A 26,124-nucleotide genomic window follows, 5' to 3' on the forward strand; every position below is an offset into this window, starting at 1 on the left:
AACCCTGAGCATGAAGCTCATAACCCAGTTCATTCTTTCAAGGTATGGCGGAAGAATAATCACAAAGGAAGAGCTTAGAGATATTTGTAAGAGGTTTGGGGAGAGCTTTGAGTACATTGTGAATTACTACATAAGCAGGGGTTACCTCGTTAGAATCCTTCGCGGGGTTTATTACGTGAAAACCCTTGAGGAATACAAGTTCGGGAAGACTCCAGACCCGATGACTTTAATCGCCAAGGCCATGAATAAGTTAAATCTAAAGTGGTACTTTGGCCTGTACACGGCTTTAAGACTGAACGGGACAACCTACGAGTACTACTCCCGTATCTTTCTGGTAACGCCAGCGATAACCAGGCCAAAACCTGTCACAATTCTCGGCGAGGGGGTTCAGTTTGTCAAGCTGAAGGAATCCCTTCTGGGCTTTGGAGTGGTTAAACGCGGAGAGATTCAATATTCAGACTTAGAGAAAACCTTGCTGGACTTTATTTATCTAAAGCGGTACAACAAACGCCTTAATTCGGATGCCGTCGTAAGGGAATACATTACAAAGGCCCAAAAAGAAAAGCTGGTAGAATACTCTAAGGCATACCCCAAGTCTGTTCAAAAGGAGGTCGAGGCCGTTGTTTCCAGGCGATGAGTTCGTAGGCTTCATAATTCAGAAGACTGGCATTGAAAAACCACTACTTGTGAAAAGAGACGTCCTTCTGCACGCAATCTTGCGGGAACTTTACGGAGAAGAGAGATTCCACGGACGGTATCTGTTCAAGGGTGGAACGTGCCTGATCAAGTGTTACCTGGGCTATTATCGCTTCAGCGTTGACCTCGACTTCACGTTTCCGCTGAGGGGCAGGCTCTCCCGCTCGGAGAGGAGAAAGCTGATAAGTTCTGAGGTAAGATGGCTTTCAGAAAAGCTCTCTCACATCGCCGAAGAGTTTGGCCTAGACTTCAGACCCTTTGAGGGAAAAGCATACAATCGAGACTTTGTTCATTTTGAGGGGAACGAGAACAGAAAGATAGTCTTTTTCCACCTGTTTATGCCGACGGGTGAAGTCGTGAAGATTGAGGTTAACTTCTTCGAGCCGGTACTGTTTGGGGAAAGGAAAGTACAACCCAGAACGCTTCTTGAGGGCGTTAAATTAGAAAATGAAGAAAGGGCATACTTCTTCGAGGAGCTTGAACGGTACACAACGTTCCCCCTCACGGCGTATTCTCCAGAGGAAATTCTGGCCGAGAAGATCAGGGCCATCTTAACGCGGAGGGTTCAGAAGCTGAGGGATTTCTACGACGTTTTCATGCTTTACATGGCGGGTTATGATTACTCGGACGTTATCGATGAGGCCCTTGAGAAGATACGGTTCAGTATGAGGTTCAGTCCGGAAAGGACCATTGAAAACCTCCGGGTGAATCTGGAGTCAATTCAAAATGGCAGGTTCAACGTTGCCCCTGAGCTCATGGAAAACGAGCTTAAACTGGTGCTCACAAAGCCGCCTGAATCCGAGTTCCAAGAGTTCATGAATAACTTTCTCAAGGTTCTTTCCGAAATAGACTTTGATAAAATTCTGAGAAAACAAAAAGGGCCAAATAGGCTCATTTCAGAAATCTGAGATTACCAAAGATTTTATCGTATGCCTCTTGTAGTTCGTCCACAGTGTGGTGCGAATAGTGGAGGGCATTGATGTCATATCTTATGGAATGCCCCATTAGAAGCTTTTTAATTGTTGCATTGCCGTTTCTCCTATCCCACTCCTGCGCAAAGAACTTCCTCATATGCTTGGGTCTGAGTTTCTGGCCCCTTAGCGGGCTTTTTCTTCTGAATGGACGTTGCATTTGCGGAACCGTCGCCAGAGGCTCATGTAAATTTGGCTTGTAAGTTTGAATGTACTCCTGCAGGAGTTCCTGTAGTTCTTCCGTGAAAATACCACCCGGCTCTGCTTTGTTTTTGTCTGGGAAGTGTTGAGATAAATTCTGCGGTTTTCGAGATCAATATCTTTTAGGGGCACTCTTGCCAGTTCGCTGACCCTCATTCCTGTAACTGCCATCAGGAGCATTGCGGTGATAAACTGATCTTTCTTCCAGTCCTCGAAACGCCAGCTGAGGTGGAGAGAATCGACCAACTGTATCAAGTGTCTGATGTCATCAACCGTCACGATAGTCAGATCAATGTCTATTTCCTGCGGCGCCTTCAGGGATTCTGCAAGGTCAATTCCCGCAATTCTGAAAAGCTTCTTTAGATAAGTCACGTTTTTGCGATAGTAGGATACCGGGTATTCCCTTCTGATGATCCCAAGATAATCCTTCAGGTCTTTCATTGTGAATATGTATTTCCCTTGGTGTTCCCTTGCAGCCTCTTTCAGGAATGTGTTGATTAAGTATTCAATGCTCCTTTTGTGTGCGTGGCTAACGCCTTTGGCTTCGAATTCGAGGAACAACCTATCAATGTCTTCCTCGGTGATTACGTAGTACTGGTTTGGATTCTGAACCTGGAGGAGCCTTCTGTAGTATTCTTGCTTACCACTGCTGTGGAAAACGTGTCTAATTGCTGGAAATGCTGATTGGGGCATTTCTATGGCTTCTTCCAAAATAGGCCATACAATGGCTTTATTTGGCGAATAAAGGCTTTTCCACCTAGCTTTGGATCCCGCGACCCGGGTTCGAATCCCGGCGGGGCTACCATAGAAACTTTGCCTGCGCAAAGTTTCATCAAAGTTTGTAGCTCCTCTTGAAAGGCTGATTCTAGGTGATTTTTTCTTTGAGTGGCTGTTTTGGAAGTGAGAACTTTCCTAGTTGTTTCCTAATTGCGGGTTTAACTTTAAAATCGACGCCCCTTGGGCGTCAGGAGAGAATAAACCCCATTTCAGCAGGCTTTTTCAAAGTGTTCTCGCCTGAAAATGAACATTTGGCGTGTAAAATCGGCTTGTATGGACGTTCTTTATGAGGAGCTACATGCCTTTGGTGAAGCTCTTTCCAAAAGCTTCCTTCCAAGCGCTGGCGGAATGTTTTGACTATTTTCTTGCTTTTGGTGTTGTTGCATGCCTTTTGCGATGCTAATTTTTGGTAGGGTTTGCGCTTTAATTGTCAATGTTATTGGTTGTGTTTCTTGTTTTTGGCGCCCGAAGGGCGCTGGCTTGGAGTGAAACGCCAGCCAAATTGTCCAACGTCAGTATAAAACCCTTTAAGAACACCTTGTATAAGGCATGCCAATTTCCACACTCCCAATTTGAACAGTTGGAATATTTTGGTCAAGCTTTGCGCAAGCAAAGCTTGCTAAAACGCGAACTCCTCCACGCTGAACTCTTCCATGACCCTCTCGAAGTCGTGCTCGGGCGCGTAGGTGAAGCCGCAGGAAGAGCACTTTAGGACGCCGTTCTCCTCATGGAGCGGGGCAAAGCAGACCGGGCAGCGGTACTCCTCGCGGGAAAGCCTGTCGTAAACCTCGTCCTTCATGACGAGAAGGTTCAGCTCAACCTCCCAGTCCTCGTGGAGCATGCCCCAGTAGGGGGTTTCGACCGGGTAGAAGTCCTCCAGAATAAGGGCGTTTATTCCAATGCCCCTGATTCCAGGCGGGAGCTTGCCTGTTGGTTCTATGCTCACCACGTACTGGTCGTAGAACTCTATGTGCTCAGCCCTGACGGTTAAGCCGCGGGAGAGCCTTGAGCGAAGGGGAATCAGCTGGAGGAAAAGGTTTTCCCTCTCAACGTCCCAGCTCGCGCTTACTGAAACGCTCCCCTTCGTGAAGAACTGGGTTATGTACCCATCATCGCGCTCCTCGCCGGCGAGGTGAAAGCCCAGCTTGCCCATTGCCCGCCCAAGGAAGTTCGGCCTTGGAAGCCGCTGATAGTTCACCAGATACTCACCTATCCATCCCGCGAGGGGCATAGAATAGCCTATGAACGCCTGCTTCTGGACACGGAGGTAGGCCACGCTGGGGAGCAGCTTGAAGTTCATCTCCATCAAAGAAAGAGCGGTATAATGATATATATGATTAACGGAAAGGCTAAGAGCCGAAGAACTCGTCGAGGCTTATGCCCTTCTTTTTCTTCTTCATGGCAGCCCTTTCCTTCTTGACCGCCTTCTCCAGCCCCTGCGATGGCTTTACCTTCTTCTCAGAGCGCTTGGAAGCCCCGGATTCCTTCTTTTTCCCCACTTTTGACTTCTGCTTGAGCTTTCCGTTCGCCTTCAGCTCATCGAGGTAGCCGTTCCGCCCGTTGGACTTGCCAGTCCTTTCCTTTATCATCTTCTCACAGACATCAGCGGAAAAGCCCATCAGCGTTCTCTGCCTCTCCGGAAAGACGTTCTCGAAAAGGCTCTTGATGTCCTTCTCGGTCAGACATATCCTCTGCCTCGTGTAATCCAGGACGCTGTACTTTGTAACGAGCATTTTGGCAGTTGGCAGATACTTCTCAATGGCACCTTTGCTGACTGTCAGGACTATCTTGCCGCCGCACTTGGGGCACTTGCCGGTCAGCGGCGGCCTTCTGTATTTGGTGTTACACTTCACACACCGGAACTCCTGCCTCGTGAAGCTCCTAAGGTTGCCCCTCAGGTCGGGGACAAGGTGGGAGTTGATTATCGTCTCGGCCACGTGGTGTTCGTCCACCGCGCGGATGCGCTCTGCTAAAGCCAGCTGGCGCTCGACCTTCTCAACCATGTCGCCGAGCTGTTTGTACAGGCTCATCTTCGGGCCGAGGCCGATGTCGTCCGTATCGTGGGTGAACTTCAGTCCCTCGTACATCTCCGGTTTGCCAAGCCTGTCCTCAACGCGCTCGATGAACTTAATCTCCTTGGGCGACTTCATCTCGTAGGTGGCGTCGTAGAACTCCAAGGGATAGTATCTGACGACGTCCATGTTGTGAACCTCGCTGTCAACCTCTCTTGGATCGAGGCGCGTGGTAACGACTAAAGGCGCGTCCATCTTGCCGCCGCGCTTCTCGGGCAGATAGTAACGAGAAAAGTTCAATAATGCGTCCATAAGTAACATCACACTATCCTCATCCCCGTCGCAGTTGCGTCTTTTGGCGGCATGGTAATACGGGTGAGCATATCCCACCAGAACGTCGGAGAAGCCTATTATCCGGCCTATGATTCCAGCCGAGGTGTGGGGAGCAAGTCCTATCACGAGATGTCCAACGAGGTCTTCCATCTTCTCGGCGTTGTAAAACCTTGGCAGGCCATAGAACTTCTCAAGGAGGTCGTCGATGAAGCGGGCCACCTTGAGGAGGTACCTTCCGGCCTCGTAGGGCAGTATGACGTCCTGAACCTTCAGCTCAAGTATCTGGTCGTCCCTTTCGAGCGGCTTACCCTCGAAGTCGTGGGTGTATCCGAGCTCGCGGAGCTTCTCAACGCTCGTCCCAATCTCCTTCGGCTTGAAGTGGGTTATCGGGGCGTCGGTGGCGTCGAAACGGATCGTACCATCCTTAAAGACGTAGACGTCATTTTTAGCCCTCAGCAGGCCCTTCTCAAGCGGCTCGGCCATCTTGTAGCCCGAGGTCATACCCTGGACGCCCTTGAGCTTGTCGATGCCGTAGACCTTGACGTTCTCCATCGCCGCGCGGAGAAGCTCCGATGGCTTTATCGTCCTCCTCGCATAGGGCTTCAGCTCGGTGCCGCACTTGGGGCAGTGGAAGTCAAAGTTCTCGGCCTCGTCCTCGGAATAATCAACGTTGCACTTGGCGCAGTGCCAGAGGAGCTCCTTTCTCGTTCCGCAGCGAGGGCAGATGTGCTCTGGCCCGGTGTGACCGCATTTGGGGCACTTGAAGAAGGCTATCTCCACGCTCGTTACCTTGCCTTCCTCGGCGGCTTTCTTAATGTCCCTGCTGGAGCCACCGGCGAGGCCTATCGGGAAGAGAACCTGAACCGGCGGTTTCATCTTCCTCTCCTTGGCCTTCTCGGGCCTGCCCATCCTGGCCCCAATCCAGCTTATGCCCCTATCGCGGAGCTTTATCCTGTTGTTCTCGTTGATAATGTCTATGACGGTGAAGAAGGGCTTCGCCCTGAACTCCCATTCGAGGTTGCCCAGGGGTGTTAGCAGAGCTGCACTCCACGGGTAATCGACCACTATAACCTTCTTCCTGTCTTCAGTTCTCTCAAGCCTGTGTGGCAATCCAAGGAGTTCAAGGTAGCGCTTTATCTTGGGGTCGTTGTCGAGAACTACCTTCCTCGCGAACTTATTCTTCATGTGCTCGTCCCACTCTATCTGAGCGCCAACCAGAACCCGCTGGAGCTCCTCAACTTCTTCTGGCCTGAGCGTGTTCCAGTAGAGGGTGTAGTGGGGATGAAACGGAACATCGAGGACCTTCGATAGGTGTATCGCCAGCTCAACACTGGGCCTAACGCGGAGCGGATCCTTCAGCAGGTTTTCAAGGAAGTCTGCGTCGACCTCAAGGTATTCCGCCGCCTCCTCTATGGCTTCGCGTGGGTTGTCGGAGAATGGCTTAAGCTCAACCTCGTAGGTCTCGGCTATAGCTTTGACGAAATCCTGAACCCACCATTCCTCGGCGTAGTTGGCAGGTAAAAGCGTCTGGTTGTTCTCAACGAAGTCGCCGAAGTTTACTAAAGCGTCGCCGACGTAGAGTATCTCCTCTATTTCGTTTCTCACCCTCAAAGCGGTCTCGTAGTCATCAACCCGTATAACGCTCCCGTTCTTGAGCTTGACTATCGGGCCTTCGACGGTGGTTGCGGGGGTAACTATACAGCCCTTGCCGGGCCTTTCCGTCTTCATCTGGGTTCCAATCGCTATGAACTCGTCGAGGATCAGCATGGTGGCGGGGTTCACGCTCCAAGTGGCGAAGCCGCTGACGCGGGAACGGCCGTAGCGCAGACGGAAGCCGCCGTTCTCGGAGGGCTCGGCGAAGAGCGGCCTTCCACCGATTATCTCCTTCGTGTACTTCTTGTTGGGGGCAATGTTGGCCTTAAAGCGCTCGTAGAGCTCGTAGTAGAAGCCCTTCTCAACCTTCTCCTCAATACCCTCCCTTGCACCGGAATCCTCAGCTTTAGACTCGGCAGGCTTGGGCTCTTCTGCCTTCTTGCCCTTCTCCTTGGCATCTACGAACTCCTTTATCCAGTCCCAGCCCTCAACGCCCATCTTGTCTATGTACTTGACGAGCTTCTTGGCCTTCTGGAGGACACCCTCAGCGAGGACGAGTATGGCACCGCCGCGGAGATGGTTGGTCTCAACGCCGGGAACGTCACGGTGGCTGACTTCGACCTTGTCGGTCTCTTCACCGGTTATCTCGATGGGGATGTTCTTCATGGCGAGTCTTACCTCGTCTGCCTCCGGGTGGTACTGCAGCCTTGTAACTGCCCTGTGGTAGAGGTCTATCTCCTCCACCATTCTCTCTATGTGCTTCTCGCTGGGCTTGAATCGGTCAAGGCCGAGCTTCTTCCGCACGTAGTCGCCGACGAGGACGCTCAAAGCTTGAGCCGTTCCGCCGGAGCTCCTTATCGGCCCGGCATAGTAGAGGGCCAGGTATTCCGAATTGTCATCCCATGTGTTGCGCTTGATTTTAACGTCAGCAATACCCTCAAGGGGGGCGGAAACTATACCCTCGGTCAAGATTGCTAAAGCCGTTCTGACGGCCTGTTCAGCGTAGCGCTCCTTGCTCCCCAGATCACCGAACTTGCCCTCGATGATTTCATCTACCACCTTCAGCGCCGCAAGCTCCTTCCCGTACTCTTTGACGAGCTCCCGTATTCTCTCGGCAACGCCCTTAGGCCCGACGAGGCTCTCAACACGGCCTGCCATGTCAGTGGCTTGAGGAACCTCAACGTCGAGGCTCGGATCCTTGCCCTGAGCGCGGGCCTTTCTCGCCACCTCGTAAGCCCGGTCTATCTCGCGCTGGAGTGATTCAAAGTAGGCCCTCATTTCGGAAGAGTAAATCTCAGCCATTTCAGACACCCTCACAGTACCTTTCAAAGTCTATCACTGCCCTCAGCCGGGCGGTCTCGATGTCGATTATCGGAACCTTTGCCGGTGTTGGAACGATGTTCACCATCTTCTGGAACTCCGTCTGAGCCTGCCAGGTGCCGGTGTTTATCAGAAAAACGCCGTTGTACATCTTGTACTGCATAACGTGGACGTGACCAGCCTGGAAGAGGTCAGGAACGGACTCTATGACGAGGGTATCCTCGGAGTCCGGAGCGATTGGAACCTTTTCCCCAAAGGTCGGTGCGAGGTGCCTCAGCTTCAGCAGGTCAAGCATCGCCTCTGCAGGCCTGTGGTGACTCCTGTTCGGGATGAAGTTGACGACGTCCTCGATACCCCTCCCGTGAGCTATGAGGAAATCCCTACCGTGGAGCCGTATCACAGCAGGGTTGCTTATTACAATTGCATTCTTGAGCTTGAAGAGCGGCTTCGCGTACTCTTCGTAAAATCCTGGCTGTGGCAGGGCAGTCCTCGCCGCATCGTGGTTGCCCGGACCGATGAACATCGTTATGTGATCCGGAACATTGCTCAGAAGGTTCGCCAGCGCCTCATACTGATCAAAGATATCCGGAATGGCCAGCTCGTTATACTGGCCGGGATAGATGCCGATGCCATCCACAACATCCCCCGCAAGTATCATATACTTAATCCTGCTGACGAACTCTTCCTCTTTTTTATTGTTCACTTCACCGTTCAGCCACTCCAAGAAGCGCATGAAGGCCCTCTCGCAGAACTTGTTGCTTCCAACGTGAATGTCGCTGATAAGAACCGCGTACACTTTCTCCTCAAGGGGCGGCTTCTCGCGTTTGAACTTGGGAACGTCAGGAAGAAATATCCTGTTAGCGAAGAATATGCCCCTGCCAGAGTAGCGTCCGCGGAAGGCTATAACAGCGTCGGGCATTATCTGGAAGAACTTCCTGCTCTCCTCGTTGTTGCGGTTTATAAAGACCTTGATGACGCCCGTGTTGTCCTCCACCTCGAACATGAAGCCCTTAGCGGTTTCACGTTTGCTGTTAACGAGGCCAATGATGGTCACTTCGTCCTCGCCCCTAACGTAGCCCAGCTTGGCTATGTCTATCACCCCGCCAATCTCGGGGTTCTCGCGGAGGATTCTGCGCATCTTTTTGAGCCTGCTCCTGAAGTAGTCGGAGTAGACCTTGATTATGACGTCTCCCTCCTTACCGGCGGCGTTTTTCGCCTTGGGGAGGGTGAACTTAACGTTCTTCACATCGAAGGCTATCTCATAATCGTCCGGTATCTCCCTTGCCCGATAGTGGAAGCCTTCCCTCGGAGAAATCTTAAAATCTGCGTAAACGGAGTAGCTCTTCTCCTCCTCAGGGACCTCTTCGCCTACGTACGCGATGGGTATCCCATAATCACCATACACGACCTTTGGCTTGACGCCGTTCCCGTTCTCTTCCCCATTCACGTAGCCGTTATCGTAGCCGTTGCCGTTCTCGGCCGGAACTTCCTCCACGGGAAGGACTTCCTCAGGAGCCTCGGAAGAAACGACCCCCTCGACCCCGGTTTCAGATTCAAAGTCCCCTCCAACCTCTGCAACTTCCATATCTCCAGTGGAAATAAAACTCTCTCCCTCCGAAAAGCTGCCCTCTTCTTCCCCAGACTGCGAAATTTCAGACGTCTCCTCGCCGCTTTCAGAGGAAGTTCCAGTGGAAATGAACGTCTGAGAAGCATCACCCGAAGAAGGGATAAATTCCGCCGTTTGGGTTGTTGGGGCAGTTAAAACCCCAGATTCACTGGTAATAGGAATTCCCACACGAGTTTCGCCAGAAGGAGAAGTTTCCGTGGAGATGTGTTCTTCAACAGTGGGCGACTCCACGACCGAAAACTCTGCGGGGCTTTCCATTGGAGGAGCACCCTTCTGAGACAGAAACTCCTTTGCCAGTGCAGAGTCTATCACAAAGGTTCCCTTTGCCTTTGCAAACTTTATGAGCTCCGCGAGCGTGAAGTCTCTCTTATAGGCATCAACGAGAAGATAGTAAGCCGAGGGCGTGATTAGATAGTTGTTGGTCATTAAATCCTCGATCAGACCCATCAGAGCAGCCTCCTCTGGCGGGACATGCTGATTGTCAGCACGGTCTGGAGTTGGTGGTCATGACGGTATATGTTCTTAACCTTATAAGGGGTTACGTTCAAGCGGATCTCCTTGGTCCTCCCATAGCGGCCCTTGCTGACGACTTTGGCGTTGATGATGCCGAGCATGTCGAGCTCGTTTATCAGGTCGCTCACGCGCCTCTGTGTGAGCGGTTCGAGGTCGATGTGGTCGCAGAGGGACTTGTAAACGGAGTAAACGTCACCGGTGTTTGCCGGAAGCTCGCCGTTCTCGTCGAGGAGAACTATGGCGTAGAGGAGGACCTTCGAATGGAGCGGAAGGGTCTTTATAACCTCCTCCATCGTGTCCTGCTCGATCTTCTCCTGGGCCTTCCAGACGTGCCTCTCAGTGACCTTGCTGGCCCCCTCACGCTCGGCTATCTCTCCAGCGACACGGAGAAGGTCAAGGGCGCGCCGAGCATCGCCGTGTTCTCTAGCCGCCAAAGCCGCACATAGGGGAACAACGCCGTCGTCCAGAACCCCTTCATTGAAGGCGTCCTTTGCACGCTGCATGAGTATGTCCCTCAGCTGATTGGCGTCGTATGGCGGAAAGACAACCTCCTCCTCGCTAAGGCTCGAGAGAACGCGTGCATCGAGGTACTCCTTAAACTTGAGGTCGTTGGATATGCCTATTATGCTCACCTTGGCAAGGTGAAGCTCCGTGTTTATCCTCGTAAGGGAATACAGTATATCGTCGCCACTCTTCTTGATGAGCTTGTCTATCTCATCTAAGACTATTATGACAAAGCGCTCCTTGGCGTCTATAACCTCCTTGAGCTTAGCGTAGACTTCATCAGTGGGCCAGCCGACGAGGGGAACCTCAACCCCACTCTCCAACTTGAAGTAGTTCACGATGTTGGCCAGGACGCGGTACTGTGTATCGACTATCTCGCAGTTGACGTATATGACATCCACGGGGACGTTGTACTTCTGGGATATCTTCTTAAGCTCCTCAGTCACGAACTTAATGGTTACGGTCTTACCGGTTCCAGTTTTTCCGTAAACGAAAACGTTGGAGGGAGTCTCACCGCGGAGAACGGGAACAAGGATATGGGCAAGGTTCTCAATCTGCTCACGCCTGTGGGGAAGCTCCTTAGGCGTGTAACTGTGTCTGAGAACCTCTTTATTCTTAAAGATCTTCTTGGCGTGAAGGTACTTCTCAAAGATTGAATCCAGGTAATTGTCGTCCATAGGAACCACCCACTCCACTGGAAACCCAGCCCCATCGCTGATTTTTATTCAGGGAATCGACAATTTATTGAACATGTGATAATTTTAAGGTTTACAGTTGTCAACCAGCCAATTTGATCGAAGAGATCTTGAATGTCAAACATGTGCTCCAGAGGAAGCACCGGATGCAGAGGAAAGCATAGATAATCGAGCTAAGGGGTTTATATGCCTTGTTGAACAGGAGAATGTAAAAAGCGGAGGAGATAATAGAAGAGATAACCAAAGAAAAGAAGGCAGAATCACTACTCTTCGCCCCCAGACTCCCATTATATGGCTTCAAGAACGGCGTCGAGAAGCCTCCTCGAGCCCTTCCTTTAGTCATACCAGTGCTGCAACCACTACTCTTCGAGCCCAGAAAGCTACCATCATTGGAACCTTAGAAAGTTAAAAGGAAAACTCAGAAGTACCCAACGTCCTTTCCCTGCTCTTCCATTTCTTTCTTAGCCGCGAACACTTCGTCGAGAAGATTTTTGGCATCCTCAACGCTCATGCCGACCTTAACCGTGAGAAACCTCATGAGCTCATCCCTGCTGGCGCCGCGTTCAACCCTCTCCAAGACCATCCCCACGATGCGGTCAAAGAGTTCCTTCGCAAAGGCCTCTTCCAGACCCAGGGCTGAAACCGCGGACATCAAGCCTATGAGCAACGCCGTCAGAGCGTCGTTGAACTCGTCCTTGCCGAGAGTCTTCTTGTCCAGATCAACGCGGAGGTAAACGTCATCGTCCATTCCCGAGAGCGTGAACTTCATGAGGTTCACCTGGTCATTGAGACGAAGGAGGGTGTGGTACACCCTGAGCTTCTCATCCTTCGTCATGGGGAACGTTTCAAGGCCCAGGGGGGCCAGCAAATGGATGAAATCCTCTGAAAACGTCACCAGCAGTGAGAACGGCATCCTCGGATGCTCGGCCACGTACATGCCGGACCCCACCCTTCGGATGGACCACGGAAGGTCAACTATGTCCTCGGCCGTATCGCTGCCTGCCTTGAGCCACTCAAGAACCTGGGTTTCAATATCACCCATGTGAACCACCAGTAGAAATTTGGACAAAGGGGTTAATAACGTTACACTCGAAACAGGCTTCCACCGGAAGCGAAGGAGTTTTCAGCACACTTCTGTACACAGAAAGTTTCCAATTGTAAATGAACAGATGAACTCATTCGTTCACTTCCACTGAAAGAAGAATGAACATGAATGAACATCAAAAAACATACACTAGAGTCCATAAAAGAGCATTTAGGGAAAACATTAGTGTTAACATCGAAGGATAAAAGTTAACAAAATTAACCCCCAGAGAGTTTCATTTCCTGTGGAACTGGAGTTGTTGCTACTCCCTAATACTGACCATGTTTCTGGTGAAACTCCCCCGTTTTTTATACAACTTCTGATATTTATATATTTTCATGAACAATGTTCATAAAAAGAACGCAATTCTAAGTAGTGATGAAAGATAGTTCAGCAAATCACAAACACTCCTTAAAAATTATGGATTTGCTCTTTGTAATCTGTCTTATAAATCCTCCTTTTCATACTCATTGGCCTCAAATCCATCCATAATCAAAACCGGGTTCCAGTGGAAATGAAACTCTGGGGGGTCGTTTAGATGAGCATCGAAAAAGACCTCTGTTTCCACTGGAAAAATGAGTCCATCCGTGGATGTACTGGGACATAGGTGATAATTTTTTAAAGCAGGTGACATAGTGTACACCATGATCCCAGTACTGGTGGTCAGACGACTTCTCCAAATGAAGGCCAAGGTCAGCAGGAACCGGCTCCTTCAAATAGCGGCACTTGTGTTTATACTGGCGGCTATCTTCGCGTTACTTTTCATGTATTTCGAGAACGTGGGCTTCTACACTGCCTTTTACTGGGCAGTCATAACGATGGCCACAATTGGATACGGTGATATAACTCCCCAAACCGAAGCCGGCCGCGCGGTGGCTATGGTCGCCGCCGTTGCTGGAATCTCGACTTTTACCGCCCTCGTTTCCATTCTAGCCGAATACTTCATTTCATCGTCTCTGAGGAGGATGATGGGAATGCACAGCGTTAGATATTCCGGACACTACGTGATAATCGGCCGCGGGAGCAGCATACCAAGCTGCGTGAGCGAACTCACCTCCGCGATTTCCAGTGGAGAGGTGGAGATGAAACCTATAGTGGTGGTCTTCCCCGACGAGGGCGAGCGGAAGAAGGTCGAGCTTCCAGAGGAAGTGGAGGTTCTCATCGGCGACCCAACGAATCCGGAAACGCTGGAACGCGCCCACGTGAAGGAGGCTTCCTACGTCATCCTTGCCCTCGAGGACGACTCGAAGTCCGTCTTCACTACCCTCCTGGTGAAGCGCATGTCTAATGCGAAGGTATTCGTCGAGGCCCTCCGCGGGGAGAGCCTGGAGCTGCTCAAGGGGGCTGGAGCTGACAGGGTGATACTCAGCAGGAGCCTCGCGGGAAGGCTTCTCGCCAGTTCCGTTTTCGAGCCGGAGGTGGTGGACGTCATAGACGACCTGACCACAGCCTCGGGCGGCTACGATATCACCGTTCTGGAGCGGGGGGACCTGTGGGGCGTCCCCTACGTCGAGGCCATGAAGCGCCTCCACAGTGAAGGCTACTTCCTTCTCGGTTATTACAAGGAAAAGCCCGTTCTCAATCCTGCGCTGAATGAGGAGATTCCCGAAGGGTCAAAACTCATCATCATAAAGCCCGGCTCTTCCAGTGGAAAAAGGTGATGGTGTTGCTTTATTCTCTTTATATCCAATCACATGCCCTATTTAAGCGCAGAACGGTTCCTCAGGGGCATGAATTTGAAATATTACCCAACACCGGGCAGTTTCATCTGCCGCTCCACCGGAAAGAAAAGTATATAACCCTTTGGCTTTTTACCCCTATGGAAGGTAGCCGTAGCGGGTGAGTGAGATGCCAAGGAAGAAGAAGGCTGAGGATGAAATAAAAGAGCTCGAAGAGTTTGAGGAGCTCGATGTCGTTGAGGAGTCCCCATCAAGCTCAACCAAGAAAAAGAAGGAGAAGGAAATAAGGACCCTTGAGGATCTCCCAGGGGTTGGTCCTGCCACTGCTGAAAAGCTCCGCGAGGCTGGTTACGACAGCATCGAGGCCATAGCCGTTGCCTCTCCGATGGAACTTAAGGAGATCGCGGGAATAAGTGAAGGTGCAGCGCTCAAGATAATCCAGGCCGCAAGGGAAGCGGCAAACATCGGAACCTTCATGAGAGCAGATGAGTATATGGAGAAGCGCAGAACCATAGGCAGGATTTCCACTGGAAGCAAGAGCCTCGACAAACTCGTTGGTGGTGGAGTCGAGACTCAGGCCATAACCGAGGTTTTCGGTGAGTTTGGTTCCGGAAAGACCCAGCTGGCGCACACCCTTGCGGTGATGGTTCAGCTCCCAGAGGAAGAGGGCGGCCTCCACGGTTCGGTCATCTGGATAGACACCGAGAACACCTTCAGGCCCGAGAGAATAAGGCAGATTGCAGAGAACCGCGGCCTCGACCCCGACGAGACGCTCAAGAACATCTACGTGGCCAGGGCCTTCAACAGCAACCACCAGATGCTCCTCATCGAGAAGGCGGAAGAGATAATCAAGGAGAAGGCAGAAACAGACAGGCCCGTCAAGTTGCTCGTCGTTGACTCGCTCATGGCCCACTTCAGGAGCGAGTACGTGGGCAGGGGAACCCTCGCCGAGAGGCAGCAGAAGCTGGCCAAGCACCTGGCCGACCTGCACCGCATTGCTGACCTCTACGACATAGCTGTCTTCGTCACCAACCAGGTACAGGCCAAACCGGATGCCTTCTTCGGCGACCCGACGAGGCCCGTCGGCGGCCATATCCTGGCCCACAGCGCGACCCTTAGGATTTACCTGAGGAAGGGCAAGGCCGGCAAGCGCGTCGCCAGGCTTATAGACAGCCCACACCTCCCCGAGGGTGAGGCGATCTTCAGGATAACCGACAAGGGCATCGAGGACTGAGTTAGCTTTTTAACCCCTCTTCTTTACCTCGTTCCATGTCGAAAGTTAAGGCCGTTCAGAACCCCTCCCGCGATGAGCTCATGAGGATAGTCGATTCCGCCCTGTCATCCGAGGCAATGCTGACGATATTCGCCCGCTGTCGAGTTCACTACGATGGCCGGGCCAAGAGCGAGCTCGGCTCCGGCGACAGGGTGATAATAATCAAGCCGGACGGCGCTTTTCTCATCCACCAGAGCAGGAAGAGGGAACCCGTTAACTGGCAGCCGCCGGGGAGCTTCGTAACGGTTGAGGAGCGCGATGGGATTCTAGTCCTCCGTTCTGTCCGGCGAAAGCCGAAGGAGATACTTGAAGTCGAGCTTGAGGAAGTCTATCTGATCTCCCTGTTCAAGGCTGAGGACTACGAGGAGCTCGCTTTAACGGGCAGCGAGGCAGAGATGGCGGAGATGATATTCCGAAACCCGGAACTCATCGAGCCGGGCTTCAAGCCCCTCTTCAGAGAGAAGCAGATCGGCCACGGCATAGTGGACATCCTAGGGCGCGATAAGAACGGAAACCTCGTCGTCCTTGAGCTGAAGCGCAGGAAAGCTGATTTGCATGCCGTAAGCCAGCTCAAGCGATACGTTGAAGCGCTGAAAAAAGAACACGGGACTGTGAGGGGGATACTGGTAGCACCGTCCCTTACCGCTGGTGCAAAGAAGCTCCTCGAAAAGGAGGGCCTTGAGTTCAGGAAGGTCGAGCCTCCGAAGAGGGAAAAGCTCGGAAAGGGCAGGCAGAAAACCCTGTTTTAGCCTATGTCCATCTCCTGGGGCAGCATCTCGCGAACCCTGACCACCAGCACCGTGTTCCTCTTCCTCACCTCAACTATCCTGCCGAGGCCCAGGAGCCTCACCTGTGCCCTGCACACGGTCACTTCCCTCTCGTCGCTCTCCTCCCAGGGAATCCTCTGCTCCATGCTCTCCAGGCGGAGTATCTCCGCGAGGAGCCCCTCCGTGCCCACGGTAACGTCTTGGAAAGTCTCGTAGGTGAGGAAGACCCTTCCAAGCTCTTTAGCTCTTTCAAGTGCAATAACGTTCCTCGCGCTCCTTAGTTCAAGTGTCTTGTACGGGCTCCTCAAAAGCTCATCGAGAACCCGTCTCGCAATTCCGGCGAGGGTTATCGCCTCCATACTCCCACCTCACAGGTAGATGCTCTCGTACTGCTTCTCGGCCTTTCTCCTCGCCTGCTCCATCTGCTCGTGCATCTTCCTCAGCTGGGCCTCTATCATCTCCGCCTCCTTGATGAGCGGCTCCGTTGAGACCTCTATTGGCGTCAGCTTCTTGAGAACCTCTATGACGTTCGCAGCGGCCCTCGGGTCGGGTCTGTCCCCGAAGGTCTCGCCGAGGAGGACATAGGCATCGAGTTTCTCCTTGCTGGCCTCCCAGAGGAGCTTCCCGCTCATCCCCATTATTGAGCCGTACTGGAGGATTTTCACCCCCAGGTTCTCAAGTTCCCTGTTCAGCTCTTCCCTTGCTCCAACACCCCACACGTCCATCTTCTCCTTGAAAAAGCCTATCCCGATGCCCCCTAATGACACTACCTTCTTTGCCCCCATCTCCTTGAGATACCTCACGAGCTCCCGGGCTATCTCGCTCACCAGGGTGGGTGGGACGTAGATGTCCGCCATGGCCAGTATCAGGTTGTCCTTGCCGTAGAACCTCAGCGGAGGGTTGGGCTTGCCGTCGAGGATCAGCGCCATGGGCGGGATGAACGGACTTTCCACGTAGCCTATCATCTCCATTCCGAGCTCTTTCGCCAAGAAGTTGGCCGCTATGTGGCCAACCAGGCCTATCCCTGGGTAGCCCTCTATCAGTATAGGATTCCTTATCTCCGGGAGCACTATCTTCACAGGCCCCCCGTTGTCCATGCTCTCACCCCCTAAAAATTTAATTCCAAAAGGTTATTAAATTTTGCCCCTACCTGCCGGTACTTCCCTTCAGCTCCGCCTTTATCTTCCACTCATACCAGATGAAGCCTCCGGTTATCCAACCCCCCATAAACGTCACAAACCAGCCGAGTGATGGTCTAACCCCCGAACTCAGAAGATGGAACATTAGGAAAGTGCCCACGAACCAGCCAATGATGCCCGCGAACGTCCAGGATATGAGCCATCTGCCGAGACCGGCCGGCATCTCCAATCCCTCATGCCTTTGATCTTCATTGCCTTAAGCTTTATTCCGAGTTCCATTTCCACTGGAAAAGCAACCCTTAAATAATTCGGGCGTTATTTTTACAGGGTGATGTCTATGGTGAAGATTGGTATTATAGGTGGTTCCGGTGTTTACGGCGTCTTCGAGCCGAAAGAAACCCTGAAGGTCCACACGCCCTACGGCAGGCCTTCGGCTCCAGTGGAAATAGGCGAAATCGAGGGCGTTGAGGTCGCTTTTATCCCGAGACACGGCAAGCACCACGAGTTCCCGCCCCATGAGGTTCCCTATAGGGCAAACATCTGGGCGCTCAAAGAGCTCGGCGTTGAGAGGGTCATCGGTGTTACGGCTGTGGGCTCGCTCCGGGAGGAGTACAAACCGGGGGACATCGTCATAACCGACCAGTTCATCGACTTCACCAAAAAGAGGGACTACACCTTCTACAACGGACCGCGCGTTGCCCACGTTTCCATGGCCGACCCCTTCTGCCCGGAGATGAGGAAGATATTCTACGAGACGGCGAAGGAGCTCGGCTTTCCGGTCCACGAAAAGGGCACCTACGTCTGCATCGAGGGGCCGAGGTTCTCAACGCGCGCTGAGAGCTTCATGTTCAGGCAGTATGCCCACATCATTGGCATGACGCTCGTTCCTGAGGTAAACCTAGCCAGGGAGCTCGGCATGTGCTACGTCAACATAGTGACCGTTACCGACTACGACGTCTGGGCTGACAAGCCCGTCGATGCACAGGAAGTGCTCAAGGTGATGAAGGAAAACAACTACAAGGTCCAGGAACTGCTCAGGAAGGCCATCCCGAGGATTCCAGAGGAGAGGAAGTGCGGCTGTTCCGATGTGCTGAAGAGCATGTTTGTGTGATTTTCTTTCATTTCATGTCTCGTGTTGGTGACCACCGACTGACTCTTTTCTCTCTGGAAGGTTGGCTTTCAAAAGAAAAAAGTAAAGATTATAAATCTTGGTTGCAACGTTCTTCGGTGAACTTAAATGAAGAAGGTTGCTTTAGTTGCTGCCTTGGTGTTCATTTCAGTGCTCCTGATTCCTTTTGCCAGCGCCTACGAGTTCCAGGCCTATGGGTACGTCACAAAGGTCGTCGATGGCGACACCGTGTGGTTCCACTCCTACTACGGCTACAGGGCTGGAGAAACCTTCAAGATCCGCTTTGCCGACATAAACGCGCCCGAGATATACACCGATGAAGGCAAGGAATCGAAGGCCGCCCTGGAGTGGCTCTTTGACACCTACGGCCGCTACGTCTACCTCGACGTCGATGATGTCTACGAAACCGACCGCTACGGCAGGGTCGTAGCAGTTGTCTATCTCCCGTTCTGGTACTACGGCTACGCCCTGAACGTCAATGAGTGGCTCGTCGAGAGCGGCTACGCGAGCATCTGGGACCACTACAACGAGTTCAACCCCTACTCCTGGAGCCTCTGGGTTCCCATTTGAGGGCTTTTCTCTTCTCCGACACCTTTTTAACTTCCACCGGAAACACAACCCTTTAAAAAGGGGTGGTGGCTATGAGCATTCTCATCAAGAACGGTCACGTCATTTATGGCGAGAGCTTTGAGGTCGTCGAGGCCGACGTTCTCATCGAGGGAAACCGCATTGCCAAGGTTGCCAAGGATATAAACGAGGCGGCCGATACAGTCATCGATGCGAAGGGAATGGTCGTTTCTCCGGGCTTCGTAAACCTGCACACCCACTCCCCGATGGGACTCTTCCGCGGTCTCGCCGACGATCTGCCGCTCATGGACTGGCTCCAGAACCACATATGGCCGCGGGAGGCAAAGCTCACCCGCGAATACACCAAGGTTGGCGCGTACCTTGGCGCGCTGGAGATGATAAAGACAGGTACAACGGCCTTCCTCGACATGTACTTCTTCATGGACGCCGTTGCGGAGGCCGTTCTTGACTCCGGGCTGAGGGGCTACCTCTCCTACGGGATGATAGACCTCGGCGACCCCGAGAAGACGGGGAAGGAGATAAAGGAGGCCCTCCGCACGATGGAGTTCATCGAGAGGCTCAACTCGGAAAGGGTTCACTTCGTCTTCGGACCCCACGCGCCCTACACCTGCTCTATAGCCCTGCTCAAGGAAGTAAGGAAGCTGGCGAACGAGCACGGCAAGCTCATCACCATCCACGTCAGCGAGACGATGGCCGAGATAGGCCAGATAACCGAGCGCTACGGCAAGAGTCCCGTGGTTTTACTCGATGAAATCGGCTTCTTTGGGAGGGACGTCATCATAGCCCACGGTGTCTGGCTCGACAGCAGGGACATCCAGATACTCGCGAGGCACGGCGTTACGGTAGCCCACAACCCCGGCTCAAACATGAAGCTCGCGAGCGGTGTGATGCCCCTCCAGAGGCTCCTGAACGCTGGTGTAAACGTTGGCCTCGGCACCGATGGAAGCGCAAGCAACAACAACCTCGACATGCTCGACGAGATGAAGTTAGCGGCTCTGCTCCACAAGGTCCACAACCTCGATCCAACGGTGGCGGACGCTAAGACCGTCTTCAAGATGGCCACCATCAACGGGGCCAGAGCTTTGCGCCTCAACGCGGGTGTGATAAAACCCGGTTATCTGGCGGACATAGCAATCATTGACTTCAACCAGCCCCACTTGAGGCCGATTAACAACGTTATAAGCCACCTCGTCTATTCCGCCAGCGGAAACGATGTTGAGACTACGATAGTCGACGGAAAAATCCTCATGCTCGACAGGGAAGTGCTCACCCTCGACGAGGAGAAAATCCTTGATGAGGCCGAAAAAACGATAGAAAAGCTGGCCTGAGTTCAGAGGCTCGTCAGCCAGTCGGGGTCTATTTCGACCGGTCTCTCTTTTTCCACCCAGATTTTGAGCTTTCTGTACATTACAACCCCTGCCACGTCTGAGAACACGCTTGAGATGCCCGTTATGAGGCCATCAAGCAGGCCCGCCAGCAGGGCCCCAATGAAGCCTCTGGCAACAAGGGAGGTCAGGAAAACAAGCCCCCCAGCTGCGGCCCAGATGCCGACGATGATCGCTCCCATCAGCGCCCCGAAGACGAAGACTTCTTTAGCGTTGTCCAGTGCGGTGCCGATGATCCCTAAGCCCTCACCGAAGTCTTGGCTCCAGATGTACGCCGGGATCATCATGGTGATTATCCCCATCAGGAAGATCGCGGGGGGCAGTCCAAGCACTCCCGCCACTACGTATTTTGTCGTTCCTGGGAGCGCATAATAAGCCAGTATTGCCGGGAAGAGCATAAGGCCGCCGACTACGAGGATCACGATTCCATAAACTATGCCCACCAGGAGGGCCAGTATGCCACCCCTCAGGGACTCCCTTATGAGGGCCGATTCCTCGAAGGGTATTCCCTTTTTGTGATAGTAGAATGCCCGGGTGGGGTAGTAGATTACGGTGAGCCTTATCAGCAGGGCCATAAGGGCCAGCAAAATCGCGATGCCAATGCCGAAACGGGGAGTGTACGCCACCGATTCCACGTTTGAATCGAGCCCGGAGATGGCCAGGAGCGCACTGGCTATCCCTGACGCCGCAACTGGATACCTCCACAGCTTTTTGTCTTCGGAAATCGATGTGATGGCCTCTGTCACTGCTTCAAATGCCCTCATCCCACCACCGCTGTTCATGGGGTTTTACACTATTTAACGTTTACTGTTTTAAGTTGTATGCTATGAAAGGAGATACTGAGTAACAACCCTCGCAACTGTTAAAATCACCCATGAGTAATCGGTAAAACGGTGATTGCGATGCCCTCCTTTGAGATTGTCCGTGGGGACATAACCCGCTTTCCGGGGGAGGCCATAGTGAACGCGGCCAACCGCTATCTGGAACACGGCGGTGGCGTCGCCTATGCAATAGCGAAGGCCGCAGCTGGAGACGCTCGCGAGTACATCGAGATAAGCAAGGAGGCGATGAGGGAACAGCTCGGAAAGGACTCCATCGAGCACGGCGAAGTGGTTGTAACGCCGGCGATGAGGCTCGAAAAGTTTGGGATCAAATACGTCATTCACACGGTCGGACCCTACTGCGGCGGTCGCTGGGACGGCAACAAGAAAGAGAAGCTCAGAAAAGCCATCCTCGGCGCGCTGAGAATGGCCGATGAACTGGGCGTCAAAACGATAGCCTTTCCAGCGGTAAGTGCTGGAATCTACGGCTGTCCGCTGGAGGAGGTCGTGAGGACGTTCAAGGAGGTTGTGGAGGGGTTCTCGACGGAAGCAAGGAGCGTTGAGAGGGTTTACCTTGTGCTGTATTCGGAGGGGGATTACAGAACTGCGGTTGAAACCCTCGGTTTGGGCTGAGCACTTTAAACTTTATGCTGTAGAAAGGTATATAACTCTTCGAGTTAAAAAATTTGTTGGGAGTGCAATGTCTTGCGAGAGGATTGAGGAACTCATCAGAAAGCTTGCCCTTGGATTTATCGTGCTATTCCTCTCGGGCTTTCTGGTTATCTACTACGCCATCCGGAAGCTGGCATGTGCATCAACGGGGCTGTGCTCATCGGCCCATTGGCCTGAGTCGCCGGGTATACGCAGCGTTGACATGCTCGTCATGGTTTTTGTCGTTTCCGTTGTTTTCTTTTCCGTTCTCTGGTATTTCTCGTCCAGCGGAACGGAAAAATCTGACAGGAAATAACGGGTGCATCGTCTATGGGACGTGAGAATAGCATGACTGGAAGGAACAATCCTCCCTTTTTTCATTGGCTGCCTGTTCTTATCTTCTTCCGGCTCGGTTTTCGCTTCGTTACGCTCCTCGATTCGGCTCTCGGTCTGGTGCTTTTTTACAACGCGCCGCTCCTTCTGCACCTTCCCAGGTTTTTAATTCTGTCTTATCCTATCTTAATGGGCATCGTCGAGGCCCACCTGCTGATAGTCCTCAGAAAGGGAAGGTTTCCATTCAAACTTCTCATGGGTTATTTCATCATCGCCATCATTTTTGAGTTTCCCTACGCGCTCGTTAAGAGCGGATATGTTGGACTTCTCCTCTTTGCCCTTTCTTGGTATATCACGGCCCCCTCAGGTTTGCTTCTCGTTTTGATTTCATCCCGGCGGGGAAAACCCCTTAACCACTGATGCCCAAATTCCCCTGGTGGTGCTCATGCGCATCGAGGACGTTTACATCTGGGACATCAACGCGGAGTGGCTCGGCATAACTCCTTACCAGCTCATGGAGAACGCTGGGGCTGGCGTTGCCAGAGTTATAGAGGAGCGCTTTGGAAAGGGGCTGAGGGTGGCGGTCTTCTCCGGCACCGGCAACAACGGCGGCGACGGATTTGTTGCCGCCCGGCATCTCAGCTTCGAGAACGACGTTACTCTTTTCCTCGTCGGAGATGAGGCGAAGATAAGGAGCGAAGAAGCGAGACACAACTGGGAGACACTCAAGGGCCTGGACTTCGTGAGAATCAAGGTTCTCAAGGACTCGGCATACATTAAAGCCCTTGATTTGTCTGGCTTTGACGTTATCATCGACGCCCTCCTTGGGGCCGGCACGAGGGGCGAGCCGCGCGAGCCGATACGCTCTGCGATAGAGAAGATTAACGAATACGCGGGAAAGGCGAAGATAGTCAGCGTTGACCTGCCGAGCGGTTATCCAAGTGGAGTTCGCGTCAATGCCGACTTCGCGGTGACCTTCCAGTGGGACAAGGAGGAGTATGAGGGCTTCGAGCGCGTTGTGGTTAAGATAGGTTATCCGAAGGAGCTCTACCACCTCGTCGGCCCCGGTGATGCAAAGTTCGCTTTAAGGAAGAGGGGCGAGCACAAGGGGCAGAACGGTAAACTGCTCATCATCGGTGGGAGTTCCAGCTATTACGGCGCTCCTTACCTTGCTTCCAAGGGGGCGAGCTACCTCGTCGATTTGGTTTACTTAGTGATGCCCTCCGAACCGGCGGAACGGATAAGCGACCCCGATCTGATACTCAGGCCAGTCGAGGGAAGAAACTTCTCGCCGGGGCACGTTGATGAACTCCTGAGCATAGCTGAAAAGGTTGATGCCGTCGTCCTCGGCCCTGGAATCGGTCTCGCCGAGGAAACGAAGGAGTTCGTCAGGGAATTTGTAAAGCGTTGCGAAAAGCCTTTAGTCATAGACGCCGATGCCCTGAAGGCGGTGGCCGAGGACCTGGGTGTTCTCAAGGGCAAGGCCTTCGTTCTAACTCCCCACGTCGGTGAGTTTGCGGTTCTCTTCGGCGTGAAGCCTGAGGGTTCACTCGCGGAGAAGGCTGAGGTGGTGATGGGGAAGGCAAGGGAAATTGGCGGCGTTATCCTTCTCAAAGGTCCCTACGACATCATCAGCGACGGAAAAACCTGGAAGTACAACAGAACCGGCAACAGGGGCATGACCACCGGGGGAACCGGGGACGTTCTAGCCGGAATCGTTGGAGCACTCCTTGCACTCGGCAACGAGCCGCTAAGGGCCGCTTCCATTGGTGCCTTCCTCAACGGCCTCGCCGGGGACATGGTAAAGGAAAAGCTTGGCGAGAACTTCACTGCTTTGGAGGTTGCCAAAAAGGTTCCGTATGCCGTGAAGTGGGCCGTGGAGTTCTGAGGTGGTACGATGGGGCGTATTCTGAAGGCCTCCCTTTTCCTTGTCGTTGCCTCCCTGGCTCTGGTTTCATTTCTTATTCTCTCTTCAGGGGAGAAGTACCCGATAGAGGTCGAGGCCCACTTCAGCTCTCCCCTTGAGTTTGAGGGTGCGGAGCTTATGGCAGGCTATCCCAACGAGGTTACCCACGTGGCGCTCTTCAAGTTCAGGCGCTCAGACGGAAGTAGAAGGGACTTTCGGCTCGTGAAGGCCTTTGACCTTCCCGTCGATTACGTGGTGGCTGAGATTCGCGACGGTGACACCTTTTACTGCAGGGCGAGTTTTGAGGACGGACGATTTGTGATCCGCGATAAAAACTGCTCCTCAACTCTTGAAGACGCCCTCAAGAGGAGGATAACCCTGAGTTCCTGCATCAACGGCACTTACCTCGGCTATAAAGTTGAACGGGGTTCAATCGTCTACTTCCTCTTCCAGGCTTCAAACGAGACGACCTGCGTGAACGAGAGCGTTGAAGTCCTTGGAAGAACGTGGGGGGTTTTCGCGGAGATAACCGGGACGAACGGGACCCTCCTTTGTCAGGTGGAGGTCATTAACGGGATGTATCTCACCGACGAGGTTGTGAGGATAAATAAAGAGGGGTGCAGGGTGGAAAATTAATGTCACTCTACCTCACAGTAGCTCCAGACGGAGTAGCCGTACTGACCATTGGCCGGGTCGTGGGCAGGGGCCTCAAGGTAGACCCAGCCGCTGGAGGAGACGTACTTGTCCACCCAGCCACCGAGGTTGCCGGTGTACTCGTGTATGCACGAGCCGGCGAACTTCGGAACGTAGACCCACCTTCCGACCTTGCTTGAGCCGAGGTTGATGTAGGTTATCAGTCCCGGCTTGTCCCCGTAGCCGTTTCTCACGAAGATCAGCTCGTCGCTGTCGTAGTAGACTATGTCGGTGCTCCCTCCCGCGAGGTGGTCGTGTATCCAGATGAGGTTCCTGAGCCTGTCCTTGTTGAGCCACTCTTCGTAGTCGCGGTAGAATATGACGGGCTGACCCTCGTAGGTGAGGATGAACGCATAAGCTGGATACTTGTTCCAGATTATGTCGGTGTCGTGGTTTGCCACGAAAGTCACAGCCTTGAACGGGTCGCGGCTGACCACTGTTTGACCGTATCTGAGGGCATCAACGAGGGCAGGGATGTTGTTGTTATCGAAGGCCTCGTCCATCTTGTAGTAGAGCGGGAAGTCGAAGACCTTGGCGTTGCTGTTGTATGCCCAGTTCAGGAGTGCATCGACATTGGTGTCCCAGTACTCTCCGACGGCCCAGCCTCCCCACCAGCTGAGCCAGTCCTTGACGACCCACGCTCCATAACCCTTGACGTAGTCGAAGCGCCAGGCGTCGATGCCGATGCTCCTGAGATAGGCGGCGTAGCTCTCTTGGCTGGCCCAGAGCCAGTACTGATCCCAGCTCTTCTCGTGGGCGATGTCAGGATAGCTCCCGAAGGTCCCTTCGTCGCAGCACTTGACCTCGTTGGGGTGGAAGTCGAGGTAGTTGGCGGTGTACTTGCCGGAGGCGACCTTGGAAAAGTCTGTCCAGGTGTAGTCGTTCACGAAGGGGTTCCACTCTAGGTCGCCGCCGGCGCGGTGGTTTATGACTATGTCCGCTATCACCTTCATGCCGTAGGCGTGGGCGGTGTTTATCATGTTTATGAGCTCCTGCTTCGAGCCGAATCTCGTTTCCACTGTTCCCTTCTGGTAGTACTCGCCGAGGTCGAAGTAGTCGTAGGGGTCGTAGCCCATAGAATAGCCGCCGCTCATGCCCTTGCTCGCTGGCGGAATCCATATTGCTGAAATTCCTGCGCTGGCCCAGTCGGGTATCTTCTGGGCTATTGTGTCCCACCAAATACCGCCCATGGGGACGTCCCAGTAGAAGGCCTGCATTATGACGCCGCCGTTCTCAAGGGTTTCCGCCTTCGCCGGAACCACCGAGACGCTGAGAAAGACCAGAAGTACTAGAATTGCCACCAACACCTTTCTGGCCATGGCAACCACCACCGGATGGTCAGAATATATCACCGGTGGTGAAATATTTAAGCTTTATCGTTGATGTACATTAAGGAGCGTAATTGTTCATTATAATTGGAGCCAAAAACGACGC

24 protein-coding genes are annotated in these 26,124 nt (G+C 53.0%); 13 read left to right on the forward strand and 11 right to left on the reverse strand.

The window, feature by feature from the left end:
- Nucleotides 1-10: 10 nt before the first annotated feature.
- Nucleotides 11-637, forward strand: a complete 627-nt coding sequence (locus E3E25_RS08495) for a hypothetical protein (protein WP_167892877.1) — start codon at nt 11-13, stop codon at nt 635-637.
- A 49-nt stretch (nt 638-686) separates the two neighbouring features.
- The gene (locus tag E3E25_RS08500; RefSeq protein ID WP_370456682.1) at nt 687-1,604 is read left to right on the forward strand and encodes a nucleotidyl transferase AbiEii/AbiGii toxin family protein; all 918 of its coding nucleotides are present in this window, start codon (nt 687-689) and stop codon (nt 1,602-1,604) included.
- A 189-nt stretch (nt 1,605-1,793) separates the two neighbouring features.
- Here the strand turns inward: E3E25_RS08500 and E3E25_RS08505 are convergent, their stop codons facing one another.
- The 6 genes from E3E25_RS08505 to E3E25_RS08530 form a co-directional block, all read right to left on the reverse strand.
- Entirely contained in the window at nt 1,794-2,579 is a 786-nt protein-coding gene (locus E3E25_RS08505) for a tyrosine-type recombinase/integrase (protein WP_167892879.1), read from the reverse strand.
- A 685-nt stretch (nt 2,580-3,264) separates the two neighbouring features.
- Nucleotides 3,265-3,951 (reverse strand): hypothetical protein, encoded by a 687-nt coding sequence (locus E3E25_RS08510; protein ID WP_167892880.1) that lies wholly within the window; start codon nt 3,949-3,951, stop codon nt 3,265-3,267.
- A gap of 43 nt (nt 3,952-3,994) precedes the next feature.
- Complete coding sequence (locus E3E25_RS08515) at nt 3,995-7,885, reverse strand: DNA-directed DNA polymerase II large subunit (protein ID WP_167892881.1); 3,891 nt, start codon at nt 7,883-7,885, stop codon at nt 3,995-3,997.
- Between the two features lies 1 nt (nt 7,886).
- Nucleotides 7,887-9,977 carry a DNA-directed DNA polymerase II small subunit gene (locus tag E3E25_RS08520; protein WP_167892882.1) on the reverse strand — a complete coding sequence of 697 codons (2,091 nt, stop codon included), beginning with the start codon at nt 9,975-9,977 and terminating at the stop codon, nt 7,887-7,889.
- Complete coding sequence (locus tag E3E25_RS08525; protein WP_167892883.1) at nt 9,977-11,224, reverse strand: ORC1-type DNA replication protein; 1,248 nt, start codon at nt 11,222-11,224, stop codon at nt 9,977-9,979. Before E3E25_RS08525 ends, E3E25_RS08520 begins: the two co-directional genes overlap by 1 nt.
- 436 nt (nt 11,225-11,660) lie before the next feature.
- Nucleotides 11,661-12,284 (reverse strand): YbjN domain-containing protein, encoded by a 624-nt coding sequence (locus E3E25_RS08530; RefSeq protein WP_167893140.1) that lies wholly within the window; start codon nt 12,282-12,284, stop codon nt 11,661-11,663.
- Between the two features lie 686 nt (nt 12,285-12,970).
- On the opposite strand from E3E25_RS08530, the gene E3E25_RS08535 reads away from it, so the two are divergent.
- The 3 genes from E3E25_RS08535 to nucS all read left to right on the forward strand — a co-directional run bounded on the left by E3E25_RS08535 (nt 12,971) and on the right by nucS (nt 16,027).
- A complete protein-coding gene (locus E3E25_RS08535; protein ID WP_167893141.1) occupies nt 12,971-13,987 on the forward strand; it encodes a TrkA family potassium uptake protein in 1,017 nt (338 codons plus the stop codon).
- A 187-nt stretch (nt 13,988-14,174) separates the two neighbouring features.
- A complete protein-coding gene (radA, locus tag E3E25_RS08540) occupies nt 14,175-15,239 on the forward strand; it encodes a DNA repair and recombination protein RadA (RefSeq protein WP_167892884.1) in 1,065 nt (354 codons plus the stop codon).
- A 35-nt stretch (nt 15,240-15,274) separates the two neighbouring features.
- A complete protein-coding gene (gene nucS, locus E3E25_RS08545; RefSeq protein ID WP_167892885.1) occupies nt 15,275-16,027 on the forward strand; it encodes an endonuclease NucS in 753 nt (250 codons plus the stop codon).
- Here nucS and E3E25_RS08550 read toward each other — a convergent pair.
- The 3 genes from E3E25_RS08550 to E3E25_RS08560 are packed head-to-tail and all read right to left on the reverse strand — an operon-like array spanning nt 16,024 to nt 17,407.
- Nucleotides 16,024-16,404, reverse strand: a complete 381-nt coding sequence (locus tag E3E25_RS08550; protein WP_167892886.1) for a DUF473 domain-containing protein — start codon at nt 16,402-16,404, stop codon at nt 16,024-16,026. The genes nucS and E3E25_RS08550 overlap by 4 nt on opposite strands.
- Before the next feature lie 9 nt (nt 16,405-16,413).
- A complete protein-coding gene (locus tag E3E25_RS08555) occupies nt 16,414-17,142 on the reverse strand; it encodes a proteasome assembly chaperone family protein (protein WP_167892887.1) in 729 nt (242 codons plus the stop codon).
- 49 nt (nt 17,143-17,191) lie between these two features.
- Entirely contained in the window at nt 17,192-17,407 is a 216-nt protein-coding gene (locus E3E25_RS08560; protein ID WP_167892888.1) for a hypothetical protein, read from the reverse strand.
- Nucleotides 17,408-17,521: 114 nt separating this feature from the next.
- Between E3E25_RS08560 and E3E25_RS08565 the strand changes: the two genes are divergently transcribed.
- The 3 genes from E3E25_RS08565 to E3E25_RS08575 all read left to right on the forward strand — a co-directional run bounded on the left by E3E25_RS08565 (nt 17,522) and on the right by E3E25_RS08575 (nt 20,229).
- Nucleotides 17,522-18,295 carry an S-methyl-5'-thioadenosine phosphorylase gene (locus E3E25_RS08565; RefSeq protein ID WP_167893142.1) on the forward strand — a complete coding sequence of 258 codons (774 nt, stop codon included), beginning with the start codon at nt 17,522-17,524 and terminating at the stop codon, nt 18,293-18,295.
- Between the two features lie 126 nt (nt 18,296-18,421).
- On the forward strand, nt 18,422-18,883 hold the full coding sequence (locus tag E3E25_RS08570) for a thermonuclease family protein (RefSeq protein ID WP_167892889.1): 462 nt from the start codon (nt 18,422-18,424) through the stop codon (nt 18,881-18,883).
- 71 nt (nt 18,884-18,954) lie between these two features.
- Nucleotides 18,955-20,229, forward strand: coding sequence for an amidohydrolase family protein (locus E3E25_RS08575; RefSeq protein WP_167892890.1), 1,275 nt, complete (start codon nt 18,955-18,957; stop codon nt 20,227-20,229).
- Between the two features lie 2 nt (nt 20,230-20,231).
- Here the strand turns inward: E3E25_RS08575 and E3E25_RS08580 are convergent, their stop codons facing one another.
- Complete coding sequence (locus E3E25_RS08580) at nt 20,232-21,050, reverse strand: hypothetical protein (RefSeq protein ID WP_240910801.1); 819 nt, start codon at nt 21,048-21,050, stop codon at nt 20,232-20,234.
- A gap of 138 nt (nt 21,051-21,188) precedes the next feature.
- Here E3E25_RS08580 and E3E25_RS08585 point away from each other — a divergent pair, with 138 nt between their 5' ends.
- The 5 genes from E3E25_RS08585 (at nt 21,189) to E3E25_RS08605 (ending at nt 24,633) form a co-directional block, all read left to right on the forward strand.
- The gene (locus E3E25_RS08585; RefSeq protein WP_167893143.1) at nt 21,189-21,740 is read left to right on the forward strand and encodes a [protein ADP-ribosylglutamate] hydrolase; all 552 of its coding nucleotides are present in this window, start codon (nt 21,189-21,191) and stop codon (nt 21,738-21,740) included.
- Nucleotides 21,741-21,807: 67 nt separating this feature from the next.
- Nucleotides 21,808-22,074, forward strand: a complete 267-nt coding sequence (locus tag E3E25_RS08590) for a hypothetical protein (RefSeq protein ID WP_167892892.1) — start codon at nt 21,808-21,810, stop codon at nt 22,072-22,074.
- A gap of 206 nt (nt 22,075-22,280) precedes the next feature.
- Complete coding sequence (locus E3E25_RS08595; protein ID WP_167892893.1) at nt 22,281-22,511, forward strand: hypothetical protein; 231 nt, start codon at nt 22,281-22,283, stop codon at nt 22,509-22,511.
- Between the two features lie 25 nt (nt 22,512-22,536).
- Nucleotides 22,537-23,979: an NAD(P)H-hydrate dehydratase gene (locus E3E25_RS08600; protein ID WP_167893144.1), complete on the forward strand. Its 1,443-nt coding sequence runs from the start codon at nt 22,537-22,539 to the stop codon at nt 23,977-23,979.
- Nucleotides 23,980-23,988: 9 nt separating this feature from the next.
- The gene (locus E3E25_RS08605; RefSeq protein WP_167892894.1) at nt 23,989-24,633 is read left to right on the forward strand and encodes a hypothetical protein; all 645 of its coding nucleotides are present in this window, start codon (nt 23,989-23,991) and stop codon (nt 24,631-24,633) included.
- Nucleotides 24,634-24,635: 2 nt separating this feature from the next.
- Here E3E25_RS08605 and E3E25_RS08610 read toward each other — a convergent pair whose 3' ends face one another.
- Nucleotides 24,636-26,009, reverse strand: coding sequence for an alpha-amylase (locus E3E25_RS08610; RefSeq protein ID WP_167893145.1), 1,374 nt, complete (start codon nt 26,007-26,009; stop codon nt 24,636-24,638).
- Nucleotides 26,010-26,124: the final 115 nt, after the last annotated feature.

The sequence above is a fragment of the Thermococcus sp. MAR1 genome, from assembly GCF_012027305.1.
In the GTDB taxonomy this organism is placed as follows: domain Archaea; phylum Methanobacteriota_B; class Thermococci; order Thermococcales; family Thermococcaceae; genus Thermococcus.

Bases quoted from the DNA above. Each gene is read 5' to 3' on its own strand.
- E3E25_RS08595 (WP_167892893.1), top strand. From the start codon at position 22,281: ATGGGCATCGTCGAGGCCCACCTGCTGATAGTCCTCAGAAAGGGAAGG.
- E3E25_RS08610 (WP_167893145.1), bottom strand. From the start codon at position 26,009: ATGGCCAGAAAGGTGTTGGTGGCAATTCTAGTACTTCTGGTCTTTCTC.
- E3E25_RS08525 (WP_167892883.1), bottom strand. From the start codon at position 11,224: ATGGACGACAATTACCTGGATTCAATCTTTGAGAAGTACCTTCACGCC.
- E3E25_RS08535 (WP_167893141.1), top strand. From the start codon at position 12,971: ATGATCCCAGTACTGGTGGTCAGACGACTTCTCCAAATGAAGGCCAAG.
- E3E25_RS08605 (WP_167892894.1), top strand. From the start codon at position 23,989: ATGGGGCGTATTCTGAAGGCCTCCCTTTTCCTTGTCGTTGCCTCCCTG.
- E3E25_RS08510 (WP_167892880.1), bottom strand. From the start codon at position 3,951: ATGGAGATGAACTTCAAGCTGCTCCCCAGCGTGGCCTACCTCCGTGTC.
- E3E25_RS08565 (WP_167893142.1), top strand. From the start codon at position 17,522: ATGGTGAAGATTGGTATTATAGGTGGTTCCGGTGTTTACGGCGTCTTC.
- E3E25_RS08550 (WP_167892886.1), bottom strand. From the start codon at position 16,404: ATGGAGGCGATAACCCTCGCCGGAATTGCGAGACGGGTTCTCGATGAG.
- E3E25_RS08570 (WP_167892889.1), top strand. From the start codon at position 18,422: ATGAAGAAGGTTGCTTTAGTTGCTGCCTTGGTGTTCATTTCAGTGCTC.
- E3E25_RS08520 (WP_167892882.1), bottom strand. From the start codon at position 9,977: ATGGGTCTGATCGAGGATTTAATGACCAACAACTATCTAATCACGCCC.
- E3E25_RS08580 (WP_240910801.1), bottom strand. From the start codon at position 21,050: ATGAGGGCATTTGAAGCAGTGACAGAGGCCATCACATCGATTTCCGAA.
- radA (WP_167892884.1), top strand. From the start codon at position 14,175: ATGCCAAGGAAGAAGAAGGCTGAGGATGAAATAAAAGAGCTCGAAGAG.
- E3E25_RS08555 (WP_167892887.1), bottom strand. From the start codon at position 17,142: ATGGACAACGGGGGGCCTGTGAAGATAGTGCTCCCGGAGATAAGGAAT.
- E3E25_RS08590 (WP_167892892.1), top strand. From the start codon at position 21,808: ATGTCTTGCGAGAGGATTGAGGAACTCATCAGAAAGCTTGCCCTTGGA.
- nucS (WP_167892885.1), top strand. From the start codon at position 15,275: ATGTCGAAAGTTAAGGCCGTTCAGAACCCCTCCCGCGATGAGCTCATG.
- E3E25_RS08495 (WP_167892877.1), top strand. From the start codon at position 11: ATGAAGCTCATAACCCAGTTCATTCTTTCAAGGTATGGCGGAAGAATA.
- E3E25_RS08515 (WP_167892881.1), bottom strand. From the start codon at position 7,885: ATGGCTGAGATTTACTCTTCCGAAATGAGGGCCTACTTTGAATCACTC.
- E3E25_RS08575 (WP_167892890.1), top strand. From the start codon at position 18,955: ATGAGCATTCTCATCAAGAACGGTCACGTCATTTATGGCGAGAGCTTT.
- E3E25_RS08585 (WP_167893143.1), top strand. From the start codon at position 21,189: ATGCCCTCCTTTGAGATTGTCCGTGGGGACATAACCCGCTTTCCGGGG.
- E3E25_RS08530 (WP_167893140.1), bottom strand. From the start codon at position 12,284: ATGGGTGATATTGAAACCCAGGTTCTTGAGTGGCTCAAGGCAGGCAGC.
- E3E25_RS08600 (WP_167893144.1), top strand. From the start codon at position 22,537: ATGCGCATCGAGGACGTTTACATCTGGGACATCAACGCGGAGTGGCTC.
- E3E25_RS08560 (WP_167892888.1), bottom strand. From the start codon at position 17,407: ATGCCGGCCGGTCTCGGCAGATGGCTCATATCCTGGACGTTCGCGGGC.